Source organism: Serratia bockelmannii (genome assembly GCF_008011855.1).
Lineage (GTDB): Bacteria > Pseudomonadota > Gammaproteobacteria > Enterobacterales > Enterobacteriaceae > Serratia > Serratia bockelmannii.
Map to the genome: position 1 here is coordinate 84,316 of NZ_VOUX01000031.1, position 16,298 is coordinate 100,613.

A 16,298-nucleotide genomic window follows, 5' to 3' on the forward strand; every position below is an offset into this window, starting at 1 on the left:
GAAATCCCCCTCTGCGGGTGAGAGGGGGAGAGGGCATTACAGGAAGGAGTCGTCGTCGTCGCTGTAATCGTCGTCGGCGTAGTCCGTGTCGTCCTGATAGTTGGCGTTCTGGAAGCCGTTGTCCTGGTTCAGGAAGCTGCCACCGTCGCCGTTGTTGAAGGTATCAAGGTTGTTGGAGGCGTCGAAATTGCGCATCGTGCTGTCGTCCAGCGGCGCCGGGGTTTCTTCGATAATATTCACGATTTCCTGCGGCTGCGAATGGCGGAACATGCCGGTCAGCATATCGGCCAATACCACGCCGCCGGCGACGCCCGCTGCCGTTTGCAAGGCGCCGCCCAGGAAGCCGCCGGCACGTGAAGGCGCCGCCTGCTGCGGTTGGGCATAGGCCGGTTGCTGAGGCTGTTGCTGCGCGTTGTTCCAGGCCGCCGTATTTTGCTGCTGCGCCTGATACTGTTCGCGCGGGCTTGGCGTGCGGCTGCCGCCGCCAAACAGACCGGCCAGGAAACCGCCGCTGCTTTGCTGGCCGTGGGCGGTTTGCTGCAGCTGCGCGACCTGGGCTTCCAGATCTTTGACCCGCTGGTCCATCTGCTTGAGCGCTGCTTCCTGAATGATCATCGCCTGCGCCATGTAATAAGGGGCGGAAGGCTGCTCGCGAATATGCTGGTTGATTTGCTGCTCTGCCTGGAGATCCCGTGGGCCCGTCTTGGTCTCGGCTTCTTTCAGGCGGCCAAACAGACCATCGATAAGGCGTTGTTCTTCGGATTGCATAGGCGTACCTCGGGAGATAAATAACGTTGCTGGATGATGACTATCATCGGTAACAATCACCCTAGCGCGTTTACATGAACCAATAAATAAATGGCGGGTAAACCTGCCTATGAATTTGTTACCAATTGCGGCAGCGGGATCAGCATCACCAGCTTCAGACCGGCGTGCTCCGCCGGATGGAAGGTGAGTTGGCGATAGCGCAGTGCGCCTTGCTGAGGATGTTCGAACGCTCTTTCGCCGCCTTCGCGCGCCATCACGTCATGTTGCTTCCACCAGTGATTAAAGTCCGCGCTGTTGTGCGTCATGTTGCGCACGAAGGCGCGCATCTCTTCGGTATTTTGATGATGGCTGGTCTCGGCGCGAAACTCGGCCACCACGCGGCGAGCGCGTTCCTCCCAATCGCTGACCAGCGTTTTCGCCAACGGGTGGAAGAACATGAAGTGCAGCAGGTTGGGGCTGTTGGCCACATCCAGCCAGCCGCGGAACAGCGCCGCCGCCTGCGGGTTCCAGGCGACGACGTTCCAGGTCACGTCCAGCAGATAGCAGGGCACCGTCATCTGATGCACGCTTTGCAGCACCGCGTCGTTGGCGGTTTCGCGGTGCGCTTCCTGTTCGGGATCGGCGATGCGCGCCAGGGTAAACAGGTAGTGGCGTTCGGCCGGGCCGAGCCGCAGCGCTTTGGCGATGCGTGCCAGCGTATAGGGGGAAATAGACACCTCGCGGCCCTGTTCGATCCAGGTATACCAGGTGGCGCTGATGCCGCTGATTTGCGCCAGTTCTTCGCGGCGCAGGCCGCTGGTGCGGCGGCGCGAAGAGCTAGGCAGGCCGATCATTTCCGGCGTGATGCGTTCGCGGTGCGCGCGCAGAAATGCGCCGAGGGCTTTTGGCCCGGATAAGGCTTCTGATGACATAGCGTGGTACCTATTTATACCAGGATAACTGCTCATATTGTACCCGTATAGTAGCCTGATTATAGTAGCCGAAAAGCCTTCAGGCACAGGCGCAAGCCGGATAATAACGGGAGCAAACATGAGCAACAGCAACAGCCACAAAAACGCGGTAGACCGGCAGTTCGGCGAGCAGGCCAACGCCTACTTAACCAGCGCGGTACATGCGCAGGGCAAGGATTTGCAACGCCTCGCGCAGTTACTGGCGCCGCATGCCGACGCGCGTCTGCTCGATTTGGGCTGCGGCGCCGGGCACGCCAGCTTCACCGCGGCGGCCAGGGTGGCGCAGGTGGTGGCCTACGATCTGTCGGCGCAAATGCTGGCGGTGGTGAAGCAGGCGGCGGCGGAAAAAGGCCTGGGTAACATTCAGCTGCAGCAAGGCGTGGCGGAGTCTTTGCCGTTTGAGGACGCCAGCTTCGATCTGGTCATCAGCCGCTATTCGGCGCACCACTGGCACGATGTCGGCCAGGCGCTGCGTGAGGTCAGGCGGGTGCTCAAACCGGGCGGCAGAGCGATCTTTATGGACGTGGTCTCGCCGGGGCATCCGCTGCTGGATATCTACCTGCAAACCGTGGAAGTGCTGCGTGATACCTCGCATGTGCGCAACTATGCGCCAGGCGAGTGGCTGGCGTTATTGACCGAAGCCGGGCTGGTGGTGCGTGAGGTGACGTCGGATCGCTTGATGCTGGAGTTCGACAGCTGGGTGGCGCGCATGCGCACCCCGGCGCATTTCGTCACCGCGATCCGCGCGCTGCAGCAAAGCGTGTCGCAAGAGGTGGCGGAGCATTTCGCGATTCAGCTGGATGGCTCCTTTACCAGCGATATCATGATGTTTGAAGTGACGAAGGGCTGAAAGCAACGGGGCAGCCGATGAAGGCTGCCCCGTGAAACGCGATCGACTGCGATACGCTTATTTTTTGTCTTCCAGCAGGCAGCGGTAGATCAGGCCGCCGATAATGCCGCCGACCAGCGGCACCAGCCAGAACACCCACAGCTGCTGCAGCGCCCAGGTGCCCTGGAAGATCGCTACGCCGGTGCTGCGCGCCGGGTTAACGGAGGTGTTGGTCACCGGGATGCTGATCAGGTGGATCAGCGTCAGCGTCAGGCCGATCGCCAGCGGGGCAAAGCCTGCCGGCGCGCGCTTGTCGGTTACGCCATGAATAACGATCAGGAAGAAGGCCGTCAGCACCAGCTCAATCACGATGGCTGATTGCAGAGAATAACCGCCCGGTGAGTGTTCGCCGTAACCGTTGGAGGCGAAACCGCCCGCGGTGGCGTCGAAACCGGCTTTGCCGCTGGCGATCAGATACAGCACCGCCGCTGCGGCGATACCGCCGATCACCTGTGCGATCACGTAAGGGATCACGTCTTTCGCCGCGAAACGGCCGCCGGCGAATAAGCCGACGGTGATCGCCGGGTTAAAGTGCCCGCCGGAAATATGGCCGACGGCATAGGCCATCGTCACCACGGTCAGACCGAAAGCGAGCGCGACGCCGAGGAAACCAATACCCAGTTGTGGGAATGCCGCTGCTAATACTGCGCTACCACAACCACCAAACACCAACCAAAATGTGCCAAAAAATTCAGCAAAAAGTCGCTTTGACATAGATTCCATCCTGCGGAATTGACTAACGGGCGTTAGCACTAAAAACTATAGAACAGCTTTTTCAGTTCATGCAGATATTCTATAGAATTTTCTTAATGCACCTTGAATAACGGCGGTATTAAATCCCTGGTATTTTATTTTGTCTATGAGAAAAACACCGTTTTTCGCTGTGTTGACGCGCGTTTGCCGATTTTTTTATCTTTGTTATCAGAATTTACCCTAAGAAAAATGACGGGTTATTTCCGGGCGGTTTTTTCCAGCGGTTTTCTCCATTCAATACGCTCAGGTTAATTGCTAATTTCTATTTGCCAGCCAGCCTTATTGCCTGATGTGCATTTGACGAATTGCCTATTGTCATCTAAGTGTCATGCTAAATTAATATCGTCTTCTGCCTGACAACGCTTCATTTAACCTCGGGTAACAAATATGAAAATAAAATCGCTCTCCCTGCTGTTGGCTTCACTGTTTCCTGTATTGGCACACGCTGCCGACATTGAGGTGGCGCGTTATGTGGTCGGCTTCCCCGGTGGGGAACGCGTCGCCTATCAGGGGGCGTTCGCCAAGCATTTCCCGCAGGGGTTGCCGGTGGGGATCGGCTCCGGGTTGATGTTCAACAAGAAGCAGGGCGACGATTTGGTGCTGACGACGCTGACCGATCGCGGCCCGAATGCCGATGCCCCGGCGGTAGGCAAGCAAGAGGCCAAGATTTTCGCCAACCCGCAATTCACGCCTCTGTTGATGGACATTCGTATCGGCGGCGGCAAGGCCGTGGCCGAGAATGCGCGGCCCTTGCATGACGAAAAAGGGCCGATTAGCGGGCTGCCGCTGCCGAGTGAGCTGATTGGTTCCACGAACGAAGTGGCGTTGAACGACGCGCTGCAACCGCTGTCCGGCGATCGCCGCGGGTTGGATACCGAAGGCATCATCGGTGACGGTAACGGCGGCTATTGGCTGTGCGATGAGTACGGCCCGTTTCTGATCCATGTCGACGGCAAAGGTAAAATCCTCGCCAAATATGGCCCAACGCCGCAGGCCGGCGAGCAGGCGGTGGCGAGCGGGTTACCGAACATCCTGAAGTGGCGCCAGCCTAACCGCGGTTTTGAGGGGCTGACCCGGATGCCGGATGGGCGCATTCTGGCGGCGGTGCAGAGCACGCTGGATGTCGACGGCAAAAGCAAAAACAAGGCGCAGTTTACCCGGCTGGTGAGCTTCGATCCGCGCAGTGGCAAAACCGCGATGTACGGCTATCCCATCGATATCGACAGCTATAAAAAAGCCAAAGACGCCAAAATTGGCGATGTCGTGGCGTTGGACAACCAGCGCATCCTGTTGATTGAACAGGGAACCGGTAAAGAAAAGACGATGATCAACAAGATCTATCTGGTGGATCTCGCGCAGGCCAGCGATCTGAGCGCGTTTGACGGCCAGGGTAAAGCGCTGGAGTTCGATGATGCGAAAGATCTGGCTAAACGCGGCGTGAAGCTGGCGCAGAAACGGGAAGTGGCGGATCTGCGTCAGTTGGGTTGGCGCCAGGAGAAAGCGGAAGGGTTGGCGCTGATCGACGATCGCACGCTGGCGGTGATCAATGACAACGATTTCGGCTTGCAGGCCAAGCTGGTGGATGCGTCGCCAAAGAGCAAGAAAATCGGTGACTATCAGCTGGAGAAAGGAGGGCGGCTGAGCCTCGAAGGCGACAAAACCGACGCCCGCATCGAATTGCGCCCTCTGGAGCAGCCGGAATCGCTAAGTGAGCTTTGGGTGCTCACCTTGCCGCAACCCTTGAAGTGACCGAGATAGGGGGGGCGATAGCGCCCCCGTCAGACCGTTGACAAAGGAGGAAAAAACGTGGTTTTTCCTCCTTTGTGGCCATCAGCCGAAAATCAATAAATTGATTTTCCTTGTTTTTTATCCGCTGCTCTTTGCAAACCCGGCAATGGCATGAGGTTTGTCATCAATCTCACAGCGGGGGCGATAGCGCCCCCGTTTGTGTCAGGCTTCCGCATGCTGCTGCGGCGCTCTGCCGCGCGAGATGCTCTCCCACACCGCCACCATCACCATGATCAGCGTCGTCAGGCCATTGACCATCAGCAGATCGGTTAAATAGGCGATAGGGGCCAATACCGCCAGCGCCAGCAGCCCAACCAGGTGCGACAGCGGAAAACGGTGATACACCAGCCGTTTGTACAGCGCGTTGGCGAACAGGTAAATCGCCGGGCCGAGCAGCAGCACCGCCGCCGTGGCGTGTTGGATGCGGCCGTCGGGATGGGCGATCACCAGCTCGTTGGCCACGGCGCAGACGATGATCGCCCCCACCAGCGCGACGTGCACATAATGGAAATAAGCGCCCAGTTGGCCGGGGTTTTCCGCCTGGCTGATGGCGTGGCTGCCGGCTTTGCTGCTGGTGTCGAAGTAAACCCACCACATCGCCAGGCTGCCGAGAAAGGCCACCAGCGAGGCGATGAGCACCGGCAGACTCCAGCTTTCCATCTCGCTCAGGGTAGCGCCGGTGATCAGAATGGTTTCTCCCAGCGCCACGATCACGAACAGCTGGCAACGTTCTGCCAGATGGTGGCCTTCGATGGTCCATTCGCTGCTGCTGTCCGAGCGCCCCAGGACCGGTAAACGGAAGCCGAACATCGGCGAGACGTATTCGCACAAGACGGCGATCGCCCACAGCGCCAGGCGGGCATTGCCTTCTGCCAGCCCACCGACGATCCAGAAGACGGCGGAGATGCACAGCCAACCGAGAATGCGGCGAAAGTTTTGTTTTAACGGATGATCGGGCGCCAGCAGGCGTAGCACCGTGACGGAGCGGCCAACCTGAATGGCGACGTAGAACAGCGCGAAGATCAGACCGCGTTCGCCAAACGCCTGTGGCAGCGCGGCGGCGGCGAACAGCCCTAGCAGCATGATCGCGAACAGCAGCAGGCGGATCTGACGGGTATCGGGATTGAACCAGTTGGTGACCCAGGCGGTGTATTGCCAGGCCAGCCAGACGGCGAACCACAGCAGCAGGGTTTCCAGTGCGCCGGTCAGCGTCAGGTGATGCAACAGATAGTGGGAAAGTTGGGTCACGGCGAAAACGTAGATCAGATCGAACAGCAGTTCGGAGAATGAGACCGACGCGCCCTGACCGTCACGCACGCGCAGCAGGTTTTGCGACATAAGCGTTCTTCCTTAAAAGGGTAAGCCACAAAATCAGCGTAGCTCAGCGCGCCTCGGCGGGTAAAAAATCTTAAATAGCGGCGGCGTGCGTTCTTTCTTTCGCCCTGTCTTTAATTGTTCATCAAATAGGGGTAAGGTGAACTCAATAAAGTCATTCCTGCCTGAAAATACACACTCGCACTCATATCCTCCTTATTCTCCTCACAATGATTGATGTTCTTTACGTTGCATGACGTCCGTTTTCATTGGCTAGCGGATAATTAACATCACTGACAACGAGCTAATAAACAAGAACACCTGGAGTCAATCATGAAACTTATCCCAAGCATCGCAGCCGTATTGATCGCCGCCGCTTCCTTCTCCACTTTCGCCGCGCCGCTGTCGTCGGTGAAACAGGTCAACAGCGAGCAGGCCGCCAATCTGCAAAGCATCGGCGTCGTGTCGGTTTCCGGCATTAGCGGCTCACCGCATGACGCCATCACCGCCCTGAAAGAAAAAGCCGCGGCGGACGGCGCCAGCCATTACCGCATTATCGGCCTGGACACCCCCGGGGACTCCAGTAACTGGCGCGGCAATGCGGAAATTTATCGCTAAGCGTTGATTGTTACTCTCTGGCCACGGCAACGTGGCCAATAAAATAAACGGTCGTAATAATTATCTGAACAGTCGGCGCATAAACGGCTTATTTTCAGGTCATTATTACGACCGTTTTTCTTTGTGCCGTCGTGGCTGAGGTCGCATTTTATTACAACTGTGTCTGCCGCTTTCGGAATCATGTTAATGATTACTTAAGAAATTCGGCTCACATTGGGGGCTTAACCCAAGGAGGCCTCAATGTTAAATGCGACCCGGTTGCAACTGATGAATCACTTCGCTTACTTGCAGCAATTTATGGCTTCACCGCGCACCGTCGGTACGCTGGCGCCTTCTTCCCCGTGGCTGTGTCAGGCGATGCTGAACCAGATTGAATGGACCCGTGCGCTGTCGATCGCGGAGCTGGGCGCGGCGGACGGCGTACTGACCAAACGCATCCTGGGGCGGATGCGCGCCGATGCGGCGCTGGAGGCTTTCGAAATTCAACCGCATTTCGTGCATCGGCTGCGGGGGATAGACGATCGGCGGCTGCAGGTGATGCCCCATTCGGCGACCCAAATGGCCACGGATTACGACGTGGTGTTTTCCTGCCTGCCGCTGCTGTCGATCCCGGTCAGGATCAGCGTGCGCATTCTTCAGCAGGCCCGGCAGCGGCTGCTGGCGCGCAACGGCACGCTGGTGTTGTTTCAATACAGCCACCTGTCGGAAAAATTGCTGTCCCGCTATTTTCACTGGAAGCGCCTGCGGGTGGTGCGCAACTTCCCGCCGGCGCTGGTGTATGTTTGTACGCCGCGTTAGCTACAGCGTTTTCGCCATTACTACCACTTCTTCGTCATGCTGCCGCCGGCGTTCCACGGGATGCCAACCCCAGCCGGCGTACAGCGCTTCCGATTTGTCGGTGATGAGATGCAAAACCGAGTGATGGCGTTGCCGCGCCGCCTCGACGATGGCCATCTCAAGACGGTGGGCGATGCCCTTGCGGCGGTGATCGGGATGCACGAAGACGCCGGCCAGCCATGGGGTGAGATCCTGGTGCTGATGATCGTCGCTGGGCCACAGGCTGGCCATGCCCACCGGACGATCGCCGTCGATCATCATCAGCGTCAGGTGATCGTCGCTTGGCCGGCTGCAGTGGGCGAAGCGCAACTGGGTGCGCTCCAGCGAACCGCCGCGCTGTGAGCCCCATTGGCCGAAGGCCCAGGCGGCGCACACATCGGCAAACTGCGGGCACTCCGACAGCGGAATGATGCGTTGAGTCATGGAGGTCTCCCGGTTTTTAGCTGTTTCCCCGTTCTATTTAACCGATTTCCCCGCCATTTTTTTAACTTTTTAAAGCCGTTATTTTAGCGGTTTCGCCGTGTTTGCCGCGCGCCCGGCGCCGTTTCCCGGATTTCTTTTGGCAATCGCGGCGTGGGATTGCAAGTGTTAATGAGAGTGATTATCATGCGCACATTATTTCCCCCGTTTCGGCTCAATCATGCGCAATTCCCTCATTTTACTGCTGCTTTCTCTGTGGTTCGGCCTGTTCTCCGCCCAGGCGAAGACGGTGACCGATATCACCGGCCGTCAGGTTGTGGTGCCGGACAATCCGCAGCGCATCGTGGTGGGGGAGAGCCGCATGTTGTATACGCTGGCGCTGCTGGAGCCGGGCAACCCGGCGCAGCGCATCGTCGGCTGGCCGGCGGATCTGGCGCGTTTCGATGCGCAAAGCTGGCAACGCTATACGCAGAAGTTCCCGCAGATCGCCGCGATCCCCATTATCAGCGGCAATAATTTCCGCCAGGTCAACATCGAAAGCCTGCTGCAGCTGAAGCCGGATCTGGTGATCCTGGCGCGCTACGCGCGTGAAGACGGCGACAACGATCTGCTGGTTTCCGCGCTGAACAAGGCCGGCGTGGCGGTGATCTACGTCGATCTGCGTATCGATCTGCTGAACAACACCGTGCCGAGCGTGCGGCTGCTGGGCGAAGTGCTCAATCGCCAGCAGCGCGCCGAGCAGTTCATCGCGTTTTATCAGCAGCATATGGCGGTGGTTCAGCAACGGCTGGCGGGCTATCAGGGGGCGAAGCCCAAAGTGATGCTGCACCTGCATCTGGGGCGGCGCGATACCTGTTGCACCACCGCCGCACACGGCAACCTTGGCGATCTGCTGACCTTCGCCGGCGGCGACAACATCGCCAACGCCAGCGTCAAAGGGGTGTATGGCGAACTGAACCCGGAAACCATTCTGAGCGCCAATCCCGACGTATACCTCGCCACCGGCATGGCCGGCCCGCAAGGCAAACGGCTGTCCGATCTGAGCCTCGGGCCGCAGGTCAGCCCACAGGAGGCCGCCGACAGCTTCCGCCGGCTGATCGCCAAACAGCCGATGCTGGCCAGCCTGCAGGCGGTGAAAAACCACCGCGCCTGGAGCGTCTGGCACAACTTTTACCTCAGCCCGTACCACGTGGTGCTGGTCGAGGTATTCGCCAAAGCGTTTTACCCGGATCTGTTCGCCGACATCAACCCGCAGCAGACCTTCCAACAGCTGTATCAGCAGTTTTTACCGTTACCTTTTTCAGGGACCTATTGGAGTCAGTTAGATAATGAATAACAACAAGCGCGGCTGGTGGTGCGCATTGCCTTTGGCGGCCTGCGCAACATTGCCGACGTGGGCGGCGGAAAAAGTCGCGTCGAAAGAAGAAAGCCTGACGGTGATTGGCCGCAAAGACGCCGACGGTGTGCAGAGCTATCAGCCGTTGACCAGCGTCACCGGCACCCGCAGCGAAATCAACCTGCTGAATGTGCCGCAGGCGATCGACGTGGTGCCGCAGCAGGTGATTACCGATCAGGCGGTCAGCAGCCTGGACGAAGCGCTGTACAACGTCAGCGGCATTACCCAGGCCAACACGCTGGGCGGCACTCAGGACGCGGTCATGAAACGCGGCTTTGGCGACAACCGCGACGGCTCTATTCTGCGCGATGGCGTGCGCTCGGTGCAGGCTCGCAACTTTACGCCAACCACCGAGCGGGTGGAGGTGCTCAAGGGGCCGGCCTCGATGCTGTATGGCATGGGCGAGCCGGGCGGGATGATCAATATGATCACCAAAAAGCCCCAGCTGCAGCAACATACCCACGTGGAAGGCTGGGGCAGCAGCTTCAACGGCGGCGGCGGCCAGCTCGACGTTACCGGGCCGCTCGGCACGTCGGGATTCGCCTATCGCATGATCGTCGATCACGATGAAACCGACTACTGGCGCAACTTCGGCCGCAACCGCCAGACGGTGATCGCGCCCTCGCTGATGTGGTATGGCGAGAACACCACCGTGCGCTTGGCCTACGAGCATATGGAATATCTGGTGCCGTTCGATCGCGGCACCATTATCGATTCGCGCACCGGCAAACCGGTGAATACGCCGCGCGATCGCCGTTTCGACGAAGCTTATAATGCTACCCGCGGCGATCAGGACAGCATTACCCTGCAGATCGATCAAACGCTCAACGAGCGCTGGAAAAGCTCGCTGACCTACGCCTACAGCCGCAACAGCTACAGCGACAACCAGGCGCGCGCCACGGCGCTGAACCCGGTGACCGGCGCATTGAGCCGCCAGGCCGACTCGACAGCCCATGCCGTCAGCCACGCCAACGCGGTGCAGCTGACGCTCAATGGCGATGTGGACTGGGGTAGCATCAACCACCAGATGCTGTTCGGCTTTGATTTTGAAGATAACCGTACCTACCGCGGCGACATGATCCGCGGTAAAAAGAACAGCGATTTCAATATCTATCATCCGGTATACGGCCTGATGCCGCCGTCGACCGCGGTCAGCGCCAAAGACAGCGACCAGCGGGAAAACCTCACCAGCTACGGCTGGTTTATGCAGGACTCCATCCAACTGACCGATAAATGGTTGGTGATGGGCGGGCTGCGTTACGACGCTTTCGACGTCTATGCCGGCAAGGGGCGGCCATTCCAGACCAACACCGACAGCTCGGACGGCAAGCTGGTGCCGCGCGCCGGTGTGGTCTACAAGCTGACGCCTTACGTGTCGCTGTACAGCAGCTATACCGAGTCGTTCAAGCCGAACTCTTCCATCGCCACCCAAATTGATTCGCTGCCGCCGGAGCAGGGCAAGTCGTGGGAAGTCGGCGGCAAGCTGGCGTTGCCGAACGGCGTTACCGGCACACTGGCGCTGTTCGACATTACCAAGCGTAACGTCATGGTCAATGAGCTGGTGGAGGGCGAAACCGTGACGCGCACCGCCGGGCGCGTGCGTTCGCAGGGCGTGGAGCTGGACGTGGCCGGCAATCTCACCGACTCGCTGAGCCTGATCGGTTCCTATGCGTATACCGACGCCCGCGTGGTGGACGATCCGGACAACAAGGGGAAAGAGATGACCAACGTGGCGCGCCATACCGCCTCGCTGTTCCTGACCCAGAACCTCGGCAGCCTGGGCCTGTACAGCGGAGATGAGGTGCGTATCGGCGCCGGCGCGCGCTACGTGGGCCGGCGCCCGGGCGACGCCGCCAACAGCTTCTACCTGGATAACTACACCGTTGCCGATGCGTTCGCCGCTTACACCATGCCGATCAACGGCTATCGGGTGAAATGGCAGCTGAACGTGAAGAACCTGTTCGATAAAACCTACTATCCGTCCAGCGGTGGCAATCTGCGCGTGGCGGTGGGAGAGCCGCGTGAGGTGGTGCTGCGCGGCAGTATCGATTTCTGAGCCACGGGCGGTGGAATTTGTTTAAATAACCGCCCCAACGTTAAGGAGAACTCATGAGCCTGCAGATCCGTTTGGCGCAGCAGCGAGATATCGCGCATCTGATGGCGGTTGAACGTTCGGCGGCGCAGCTGTTTCGCCAGCAGCCGGAATGGCGCTTTATCGCCGAAGGCGAGGTGATGGCCCCGAAACAGCACGCCGCGTTTATCGCCGAGCGCCGTGAATGGCTGGCGGAAAGCGACAACGGTGAGTGCGCCGGTTTTATCGCCGTGTTGGCTCAGGGGGAAGACTGGCATGTCGCCGAATTATCGGTCGCCGCTGCCTGGCAACGGCAGGGCGTCGGCCGCCGCCTGATCGGCGCGGTGGTGGAAGAAGCCAAACGGCAGGGCGCCACTCGCCTGACGCTCACCACCTTCATTGATGTGCCGTGGAATGCGCCCTACTACCGGCGGCTGGGATTCCGGCTGCTCGACGACGCGCGGCTCACGGTCGCCCTGCGGCGGCACCTGGATGAGGATCTGGCGCACGGCTTTGCCGTCGGCAGTCGCTGTGCCATGGAATTTACACTATCGTAAATATTGAAATACAGAGCGGGCAGGGTATGATGCAGCCACCACGCCATCGCACCCGCTCGGTATTTTGGTATGCAATGCACTCAAGTCACCGCATAAGGGACAACCCGTAATGACACAAACCCTGTTCATGATAGGCGCTCGCGGAGCCGGCAAGACCACGGTAGGCAGCGCATTGGCGCTGGCGTTGGGCTATCAGTTTGTCGATACCGATCTGTTTATGCAGCAAGCGGTACAGATGAGCGTGGCGGAAATGGTCGAGCGCGAGGGCTGGCTGGGGTTCCGTCGCCGCGAAACCATCGCGTTGCAAACCGTGACCAAACCGTCAACTGTAGTTGCCACCGGTGGCGGCGCGATCCTGGCGGAAGAGAACCGTCAGTTTATGCGCCAGCATGGCACCGTTATCTATCTGCGCGCGCCGGCCAGCGTGTTGGCGCAGCGGTTGGAAGAGTACCCGGAAGATGCGCAGCGCCCGACGCTCACCGGCAGGCCGATCGCCGAAGAGATGCTCGAGGTGCTGGCGGCGCGTGAAGCGCTGTATCAGGACGCCGCGCATTACGTGATGGACGGCGCCGCCGATCCGCAGCGGGTGGTGGAGCAAATCCTCGCGGTGCTGCCGCGTGAGACGGTGAAATAACCCTTTCTTCTCTTCGGGCGCTGGGCGCCCGTTTTCCTATTCCGTTTGCCGAGCGGCCGCAAAGTACGCCCCGGGCGTGACGCCGAAGCGGCGGCGAAAGGCGGCGATGTAGGCGCTGACGTTGTCGTAGCCACAGGTGTCGGCCACTTCGGCGACCGCTGCGCCGCGTGATAATCCCTCCAGTGAACGCAATACCCGCGCCTGCTGGCGCCACAGCGCGAAGCTGATGCCGGTTTCCTGCACAAAGCGGCGGCTCAGGGTGCGCGGGCTGAGCCCGGCCCAGTCGGCCCAGTCGCGCTGGCTGCGCAGGCTGGCGGGATCGTTCAGCAGCGCCCGGGCGATGTTCAGCAACCGGGCGTCCTGCGGCAGCGGCAATTGCAACGGCGCGCGGCTTGCCGTATGCATTTCATCCAGCAGCACCTGCAGCAGCCGCCGTTGCGGCGCACTCAGTGGGCCGGCGGGGAACTGTGCGATACGCTCCACCAGGGCCTGCAACAGCGCAGAGGCCGTGAACAGCTGCGGCTGCGGCGGCATCTCCGGCACGCTTTCCCCCGGCAGATACAGACTCCAGCCCGCTACGTCGCCGCAGGCCAGCGCCTGATGGGCGCATCCCGGCGGCAGCCAGCCCAGCGTACCGCCGGTGATCGCCCATTGCCGGCCCGGGAGTTCCATTGCCAGCATGCCACGCGTCAAGAGATAGATCTGGCCGCCTTCGTGCCGGTGCCAGGGCGTCAGGTGCTTTTTTTCATGCTGAAGGCGTTGGCTGCGGATCTGCGTCATGTTGGCCGTTTAACGTTATTGAAAGTCTTGATGTGGTTATTATGCCATCGTCTGGCCGGGATAGGATCGCCGTTCACCCTATTTCGGAGAAACGTGATGACTCAAGTTACCCCACTGAACCTGGTGCTCGATACGCTGCAGCAGGTCGTCGCCAGCCCGGAGCATCGGCCGACGCAGCTCGCTGCCCGTTTCAGCGCAGACTACCGCCAGCAGGTGGATGGCAAGGTGCTGAACTTCGCGCAGTTTGAGCAACATATGGCGCTGCTGAAACGGCAAACCCGCCGCATGACGCTGAGCGTGATCGCGGCGGCGGAGCAGGGCGAGGCAGTGCTGACCCACCATCTGGTCGAGGTGGAAAAGCGCGACGGTACCCGCAGCCGCGTGCGGGTGCTGGCGCACTTCACCGTGCGTGAAGGCCGCATTTGCGCCTGCGACGAACTGACCGAGCTGTTGGCGGGCGCCCCCGGCGATCGCGATCTTGGCTCGCGCGTGCCGGAATGAGGGCGGCTGCTATACTTGCTACTGTGTGAAACACACGGGAGAACGGCATGCGCGAAAATGATCAACCTGCTTATCCACGGAGCGCCCGCGTCGTTGAGGTGTTTCGGGGCGACCCGAACCTGCATCTGCGCCGTTTTGAAGTGCGCACCGACGACATTGAGCCAAATACGCTGCTCAGTGAACATGAAACCGAGCAGGAAGCGCTCGACGCCAAGCACCGCTATGAAGACGAGGCGCTAGAGCTCTGACCTGCTGCACAGCGGAAACCGGCGCCAGGCCGGTTTCCTGTTTATCCCCGGCGTTAGCATATATTTCCCAGAACAATATTGATAATGATAATCATTTATGTGATTTTTATCGCCCCTATTGGGTGTTTCACTTCTGGGAAAAGAGATGTCCAATTCCGAGTTGCAGGCGCTGTTTCTGCGCCATATGCGGCCGCTGCAAGCCTATTTGAACGCCAAACTGCGCGACCCTCAGCTGGCCGCGGATTTGGCGCAGGAAAGTTTTACCCGCCTTACCGAGCAATATCCGCAGGGTAACATTCTCGATATCGAAGCCTACCTGTACAAAACCGCCAAAAACCTGATGCTCGACCATGTGCGCCAGCAGCAGCGGCGGCAGACCGAAACGGTCGAAGACGACATTCTGGCGCAGTATCCCTCCGGTGAACCGGCGCTTGAACAACGGGCGATCGATAGCCAATTGCTGCAGCTGTTGCAGCAGGCGCTAGCGGACATGCCGCCGCGCACGCAGCAGATTTTCCGCCTTAACCGGCTCGATGGCCTGACCCAGGCGCAGGTGGCGGCGCAGCTGGGCGTGTCGCTCAGCACGGTGGAAAAACACCTGGCCAGCGCCCTCGAGCGGCTGATGGCGCGGATGGAAGAACAATAATGGCAATTTTTTTACGGGTTTATCCGCGCTCAGACGTCTTAACCTATAACCAGAAAAAACAGAGGTCTATGCCATTATGAAACCGCTAACCGCACAGGCGCGACAGCAGGCGGCCGCCTGGGCCGTGAGTCTGGCCGAAGGGGCGCTGCCGGCCGATCGGCGGCGAGCGTTGGACGCCTGGCTGGCCGCCGATCCGCAGCATCCGGCGGCGCTGCGTCAGGCTCGCCTGCTGTGGACGACGCTTGGGCAACTGCCGCCTGAGCAGCGGCAGGCGTTACAACCGCAGGTGGCGGCGCTGAAAACGCCCTCTCGCTATCGATGGCCCCGCTGGGCGGTGGCAGCGGCGGTGGCGCTCGCCGTTTCATTCGGCGTTTATCGCGGGCCGGATCTGTGGATCGGCCTGCAGGCCGATTATCAAACCGTTCGCGGTGAGGTGCGCGAAGTTGCTTTGCCGGACGGCAGCCGGGTGTCGCTGGACAGCGGCAGCGCGATCGCGCTGGCGTATTCCGCAGATGAGCGCAAGGTGCGGCTGCTGAGCGGCGCCGCCTATTTTATCGTCGCGCCGTTGGGCGGGGCGGAAAGCCGTCCGTTCAGGGTGGAGGCGAAAAACGGCGTCACCCAGGCGCTGGGCACCGAGTTCAGCGTGGCGCGCACTGAACAGGGCGTCGACGTCAGCGTGCATCAGCACAGCGTGCGGGTGACGCTTGAGCGCGGCGAGCGCTCGCTGGTGGTCGCGCAACGCCAGGCGGCGCATTACCGCAACGGGCAGCTGCAGCTGACGCGGCAAACGGCCGGTGATGACGCTTGGCGACGCGGCTGGCTGGTGATCGACCGCCAACCGCTGACGCAGGCGCTCGCGCAGCTCAACCGCTATCGCGGGACCCGCATCGTGGCGGTCAATCCCGCGCTAAGAACGCGCACCGTGAGCGGTGTGTTCGCGCTCAATAAACTCGACGACGGCGTCGGTGCCATTCGTCAGGAACTCTCCGCCCGCCAGCTGAATCTCCCCGGCATCACGCTGCTTTACTGAGCGGCCAAGGCGGGCCGGGATGCCCGCCTTGGCCGCTATTTTCACTTTCTGTAAAAAATCTTTACGGGTTTTTGCCTCCCGGAACGTCCTTATGTTTA

The 16,298-nt window shown here is 60.1% G+C and carries 18 protein-coding genes; 12 read left to right on the plus strand and 6 right to left on the minus strand.

The window, feature by feature from the left end:
• Positions 1 to 36 precede the first annotated feature (36 nt).
• Together FOT55_RS14715 and FOT55_RS14720 are read right to left on the minus strand one after the other, a co-directional pair.
• A complete protein-coding gene (locus FOT55_RS14715) occupies positions 37 to 768 on the minus strand; it encodes a DUF2076 domain-containing protein (RefSeq protein WP_127146273.1) in 732 nt (243 codons plus the stop codon).
• A gap of 107 nt (positions 769 to 875) precedes the next feature.
• Positions 876 to 1,679: a helix-turn-helix transcriptional regulator gene (locus FOT55_RS14720; RefSeq protein ID WP_025301710.1), complete on the minus strand. Its 804-nt coding sequence runs from the start codon at positions 1,677 to 1,679 to the stop codon at positions 876 to 878.
• 118 nt (positions 1,680 to 1,797) lie between these two features.
• Between FOT55_RS14720 and FOT55_RS14725 the strand changes: the two genes are divergently transcribed.
• Complete coding sequence (locus tag FOT55_RS14725) at positions 1,798 to 2,568, plus strand: class I SAM-dependent methyltransferase (RefSeq protein WP_049295122.1); 771 nt, start codon at positions 1,798 to 1,800, stop codon at positions 2,566 to 2,568.
• 57 nt (positions 2,569 to 2,625) lie between these two features.
• Here the strand turns inward: FOT55_RS14725 and aqpZ are convergent, their stop codons facing one another.
• The gene (gene aqpZ, locus FOT55_RS14730; RefSeq protein ID WP_025301712.1) at positions 2,626 to 3,321 is read right to left on the minus strand and encodes an aquaporin Z; all 696 of its coding nucleotides are present in this window, start codon (positions 3,319 to 3,321) and stop codon (positions 2,626 to 2,628) included.
• A 426-nt stretch (positions 3,322 to 3,747) separates the two neighbouring features.
• On the opposite strand from aqpZ, the gene FOT55_RS14735 reads away from it, so the two are divergent.
• On the plus strand, positions 3,748 to 5,109 hold the full coding sequence (locus FOT55_RS14735; protein ID WP_043135586.1) for an esterase-like activity of phytase family protein: 1,362 nt from the start codon (positions 3,748 to 3,750) through the stop codon (positions 5,107 to 5,109).
• Positions 5,110 to 5,310: 201 nt separating this feature from the next.
• On the opposite strand, the gene FOT55_RS14740 is transcribed toward FOT55_RS14735, so the two are convergent.
• Positions 5,311 to 6,486 (minus strand): low temperature requirement protein A, encoded by a 1,176-nt coding sequence (locus tag FOT55_RS14740; RefSeq protein WP_043135588.1) that lies wholly within the window; start codon positions 6,484 to 6,486, stop codon positions 5,311 to 5,313.
• Positions 6,487 to 6,795: 309 nt separating this feature from the next.
• Here FOT55_RS14740 and FOT55_RS14745 point away from each other — a divergent pair, with 309 nt between their 5' ends.
• The gene (locus FOT55_RS14745) at positions 6,796 to 7,080 is read left to right on the plus strand and encodes a YdgH/BhsA/McbA-like domain containing protein (protein WP_004940519.1); all 285 of its coding nucleotides are present in this window, start codon (positions 6,796 to 6,798) and stop codon (positions 7,078 to 7,080) included.
• A 240-nt stretch (positions 7,081 to 7,320) separates the two neighbouring features.
• Positions 7,321 to 7,878 carry a class I SAM-dependent methyltransferase gene (locus FOT55_RS14750; RefSeq protein ID WP_025301715.1) on the plus strand — a complete coding sequence of 186 codons (558 nt, stop codon included), beginning with the start codon at positions 7,321 to 7,323 and terminating at the stop codon, positions 7,876 to 7,878.
• Here the strand turns inward: FOT55_RS14750 and FOT55_RS14755 are convergent, their stop codons facing one another.
• Positions 7,879 to 8,340, minus strand: a complete 462-nt coding sequence (locus FOT55_RS14755) for a GNAT family N-acetyltransferase (RefSeq protein WP_147823620.1) — start codon at positions 8,338 to 8,340, stop codon at positions 7,879 to 7,881.
• A gap of 217 nt (positions 8,341 to 8,557) precedes the next feature.
• Between FOT55_RS14755 and FOT55_RS14760 the strand changes: the two genes are divergently transcribed.
• The 4 genes from FOT55_RS14760 (at position 8,558) to aroL (ending at position 12,995) form a co-directional block, all read left to right on the plus strand.
• Positions 8,558 to 9,673, plus strand: coding sequence for an ABC transporter substrate-binding protein (locus FOT55_RS14760; RefSeq protein ID WP_060432536.1), 1,116 nt, complete (start codon positions 8,558 to 8,560; stop codon positions 9,671 to 9,673).
• Positions 9,666 to 11,789: a TonB-dependent siderophore receptor gene (locus tag FOT55_RS14765; RefSeq protein WP_141997310.1), complete on the plus strand. Its 2,124-nt coding sequence runs from the start codon at positions 9,666 to 9,668 to the stop codon at positions 11,787 to 11,789. The genes FOT55_RS14760 and FOT55_RS14765 overlap by 8 nt, the downstream gene beginning before the upstream one ends.
• A gap of 53 nt (positions 11,790 to 11,842) precedes the next feature.
• Positions 11,843 to 12,361: a GNAT family N-acetyltransferase gene (locus tag FOT55_RS14770; RefSeq protein ID WP_043135598.1), complete on the plus strand. Its 519-nt coding sequence runs from the start codon at positions 11,843 to 11,845 to the stop codon at positions 12,359 to 12,361.
• 109 nt (positions 12,362 to 12,470) lie between these two features.
• Entirely contained in the window at positions 12,471 to 12,995 is a 525-nt protein-coding gene (gene aroL / locus FOT55_RS14775) for a shikimate kinase AroL (RefSeq protein ID WP_025301720.1), read from the plus strand.
• Between the two features lie 36 nt (positions 12,996 to 13,031).
• Here aroL and FOT55_RS14780 read toward each other — a convergent pair whose 3' ends face one another.
• Complete coding sequence (locus FOT55_RS14780; RefSeq protein ID WP_043135599.1) at positions 13,032 to 13,775, minus strand: helix-turn-helix domain-containing protein; 744 nt, start codon at positions 13,773 to 13,775, stop codon at positions 13,032 to 13,034.
• Between the two features lie 96 nt (positions 13,776 to 13,871).
• Between FOT55_RS14780 and FOT55_RS14785 the strand changes: the two genes are divergently transcribed.
• The 4 genes from FOT55_RS14785 to FOT55_RS14800 all read left to right on the plus strand — a co-directional run bounded on the left by FOT55_RS14785 (position 13,872) and on the right by FOT55_RS14800 (position 16,200).
• A complete protein-coding gene (locus tag FOT55_RS14785) occupies positions 13,872 to 14,276 on the plus strand; it encodes a nuclear transport factor 2 family protein (protein ID WP_060432538.1) in 405 nt (134 codons plus the stop codon).
• A 47-nt stretch (positions 14,277 to 14,323) separates the two neighbouring features.
• Positions 14,324 to 14,524, plus strand: a complete 201-nt coding sequence (locus FOT55_RS14790) for a YaiA family protein (RefSeq protein ID WP_004940491.1) — start codon at positions 14,324 to 14,326, stop codon at positions 14,522 to 14,524.
• 145 nt (positions 14,525 to 14,669) lie between these two features.
• Positions 14,670 to 15,170, plus strand: a complete 501-nt coding sequence (locus tag FOT55_RS14795; RefSeq protein ID WP_147823621.1) for an RNA polymerase sigma factor — start codon at positions 14,670 to 14,672, stop codon at positions 15,168 to 15,170.
• Positions 15,171 to 15,246: 76 nt separating this feature from the next.
• Positions 15,247 to 16,200, plus strand: a complete 954-nt coding sequence (locus FOT55_RS14800; protein ID WP_049295127.1) for a FecR family protein — start codon at positions 15,247 to 15,249, stop codon at positions 16,198 to 16,200.
• Positions 16,201 to 16,298: the final 98 nt, after the last annotated feature.

Excerpts from the sequence above, each read along its gene's own strand:
- FOT55_RS14715 (WP_127146273.1), bottom strand. The coding sequence starts at position 768 with ATGCAATCCGAAGAACAACGCCTTATCGATGGTCTGTTTGGCCGCCTG.
- FOT55_RS14755 (WP_147823620.1), bottom strand. The coding sequence starts at position 8,340 with ATGACTCAACGCATCATTCCGCTGTCGGAGTGCCCGCAGTTTGCCGAT.
- FOT55_RS14795 (WP_147823621.1), top strand. The coding sequence starts at position 14,670 with ATGTCCAATTCCGAGTTGCAGGCGCTGTTTCTGCGCCATATGCGGCCG.
- FOT55_RS14780 (WP_043135599.1), bottom strand. The coding sequence starts at position 13,775 with ATGACGCAGATCCGCAGCCAACGCCTTCAGCATGAAAAAAAGCACCTG.
- FOT55_RS14745 (WP_004940519.1), top strand. The coding sequence starts at position 6,796 with ATGAAACTTATCCCAAGCATCGCAGCCGTATTGATCGCCGCCGCTTCC.
- FOT55_RS14740 (WP_043135588.1), bottom strand. The coding sequence starts at position 6,486 with ATGTCGCAAAACCTGCTGCGCGTGCGTGACGGTCAGGGCGCGTCGGTC.
- FOT55_RS14790 (WP_004940491.1), top strand. The coding sequence starts at position 14,324 with ATGCGCGAAAATGATCAACCTGCTTATCCACGGAGCGCCCGCGTCGTT.
- FOT55_RS14770 (WP_043135598.1), top strand. The coding sequence starts at position 11,843 with ATGAGCCTGCAGATCCGTTTGGCGCAGCAGCGAGATATCGCGCATCTG.
- aqpZ (WP_025301712.1), bottom strand. The coding sequence starts at position 3,321 with ATGTCAAAGCGACTTTTTGCTGAATTTTTTGGCACATTTTGGTTGGTG.
- aroL (WP_025301720.1), top strand. The coding sequence starts at position 12,471 with ATGACACAAACCCTGTTCATGATAGGCGCTCGCGGAGCCGGCAAGACC.
- FOT55_RS14720 (WP_025301710.1), bottom strand. The coding sequence starts at position 1,679 with ATGTCATCAGAAGCCTTATCCGGGCCAAAAGCCCTCGGCGCATTTCTG.
- FOT55_RS14725 (WP_049295122.1), top strand. The coding sequence starts at position 1,798 with ATGAGCAACAGCAACAGCCACAAAAACGCGGTAGACCGGCAGTTCGGC.
- FOT55_RS14735 (WP_043135586.1), top strand. The coding sequence starts at position 3,748 with ATGAAAATAAAATCGCTCTCCCTGCTGTTGGCTTCACTGTTTCCTGTA.
- FOT55_RS14800 (WP_049295127.1), top strand. The coding sequence starts at position 15,247 with ATGAAACCGCTAACCGCACAGGCGCGACAGCAGGCGGCCGCCTGGGCC.
- FOT55_RS14785 (WP_060432538.1), top strand. The coding sequence starts at position 13,872 with ATGACTCAAGTTACCCCACTGAACCTGGTGCTCGATACGCTGCAGCAG.
- FOT55_RS14765 (WP_141997310.1), top strand. The coding sequence starts at position 9,666 with ATGAATAACAACAAGCGCGGCTGGTGGTGCGCATTGCCTTTGGCGGCC.
- FOT55_RS14760 (WP_060432536.1), top strand. The coding sequence starts at position 8,558 with ATGCGCAATTCCCTCATTTTACTGCTGCTTTCTCTGTGGTTCGGCCTG.
- FOT55_RS14750 (WP_025301715.1), top strand. The coding sequence starts at position 7,321 with ATGTTAAATGCGACCCGGTTGCAACTGATGAATCACTTCGCTTACTTG.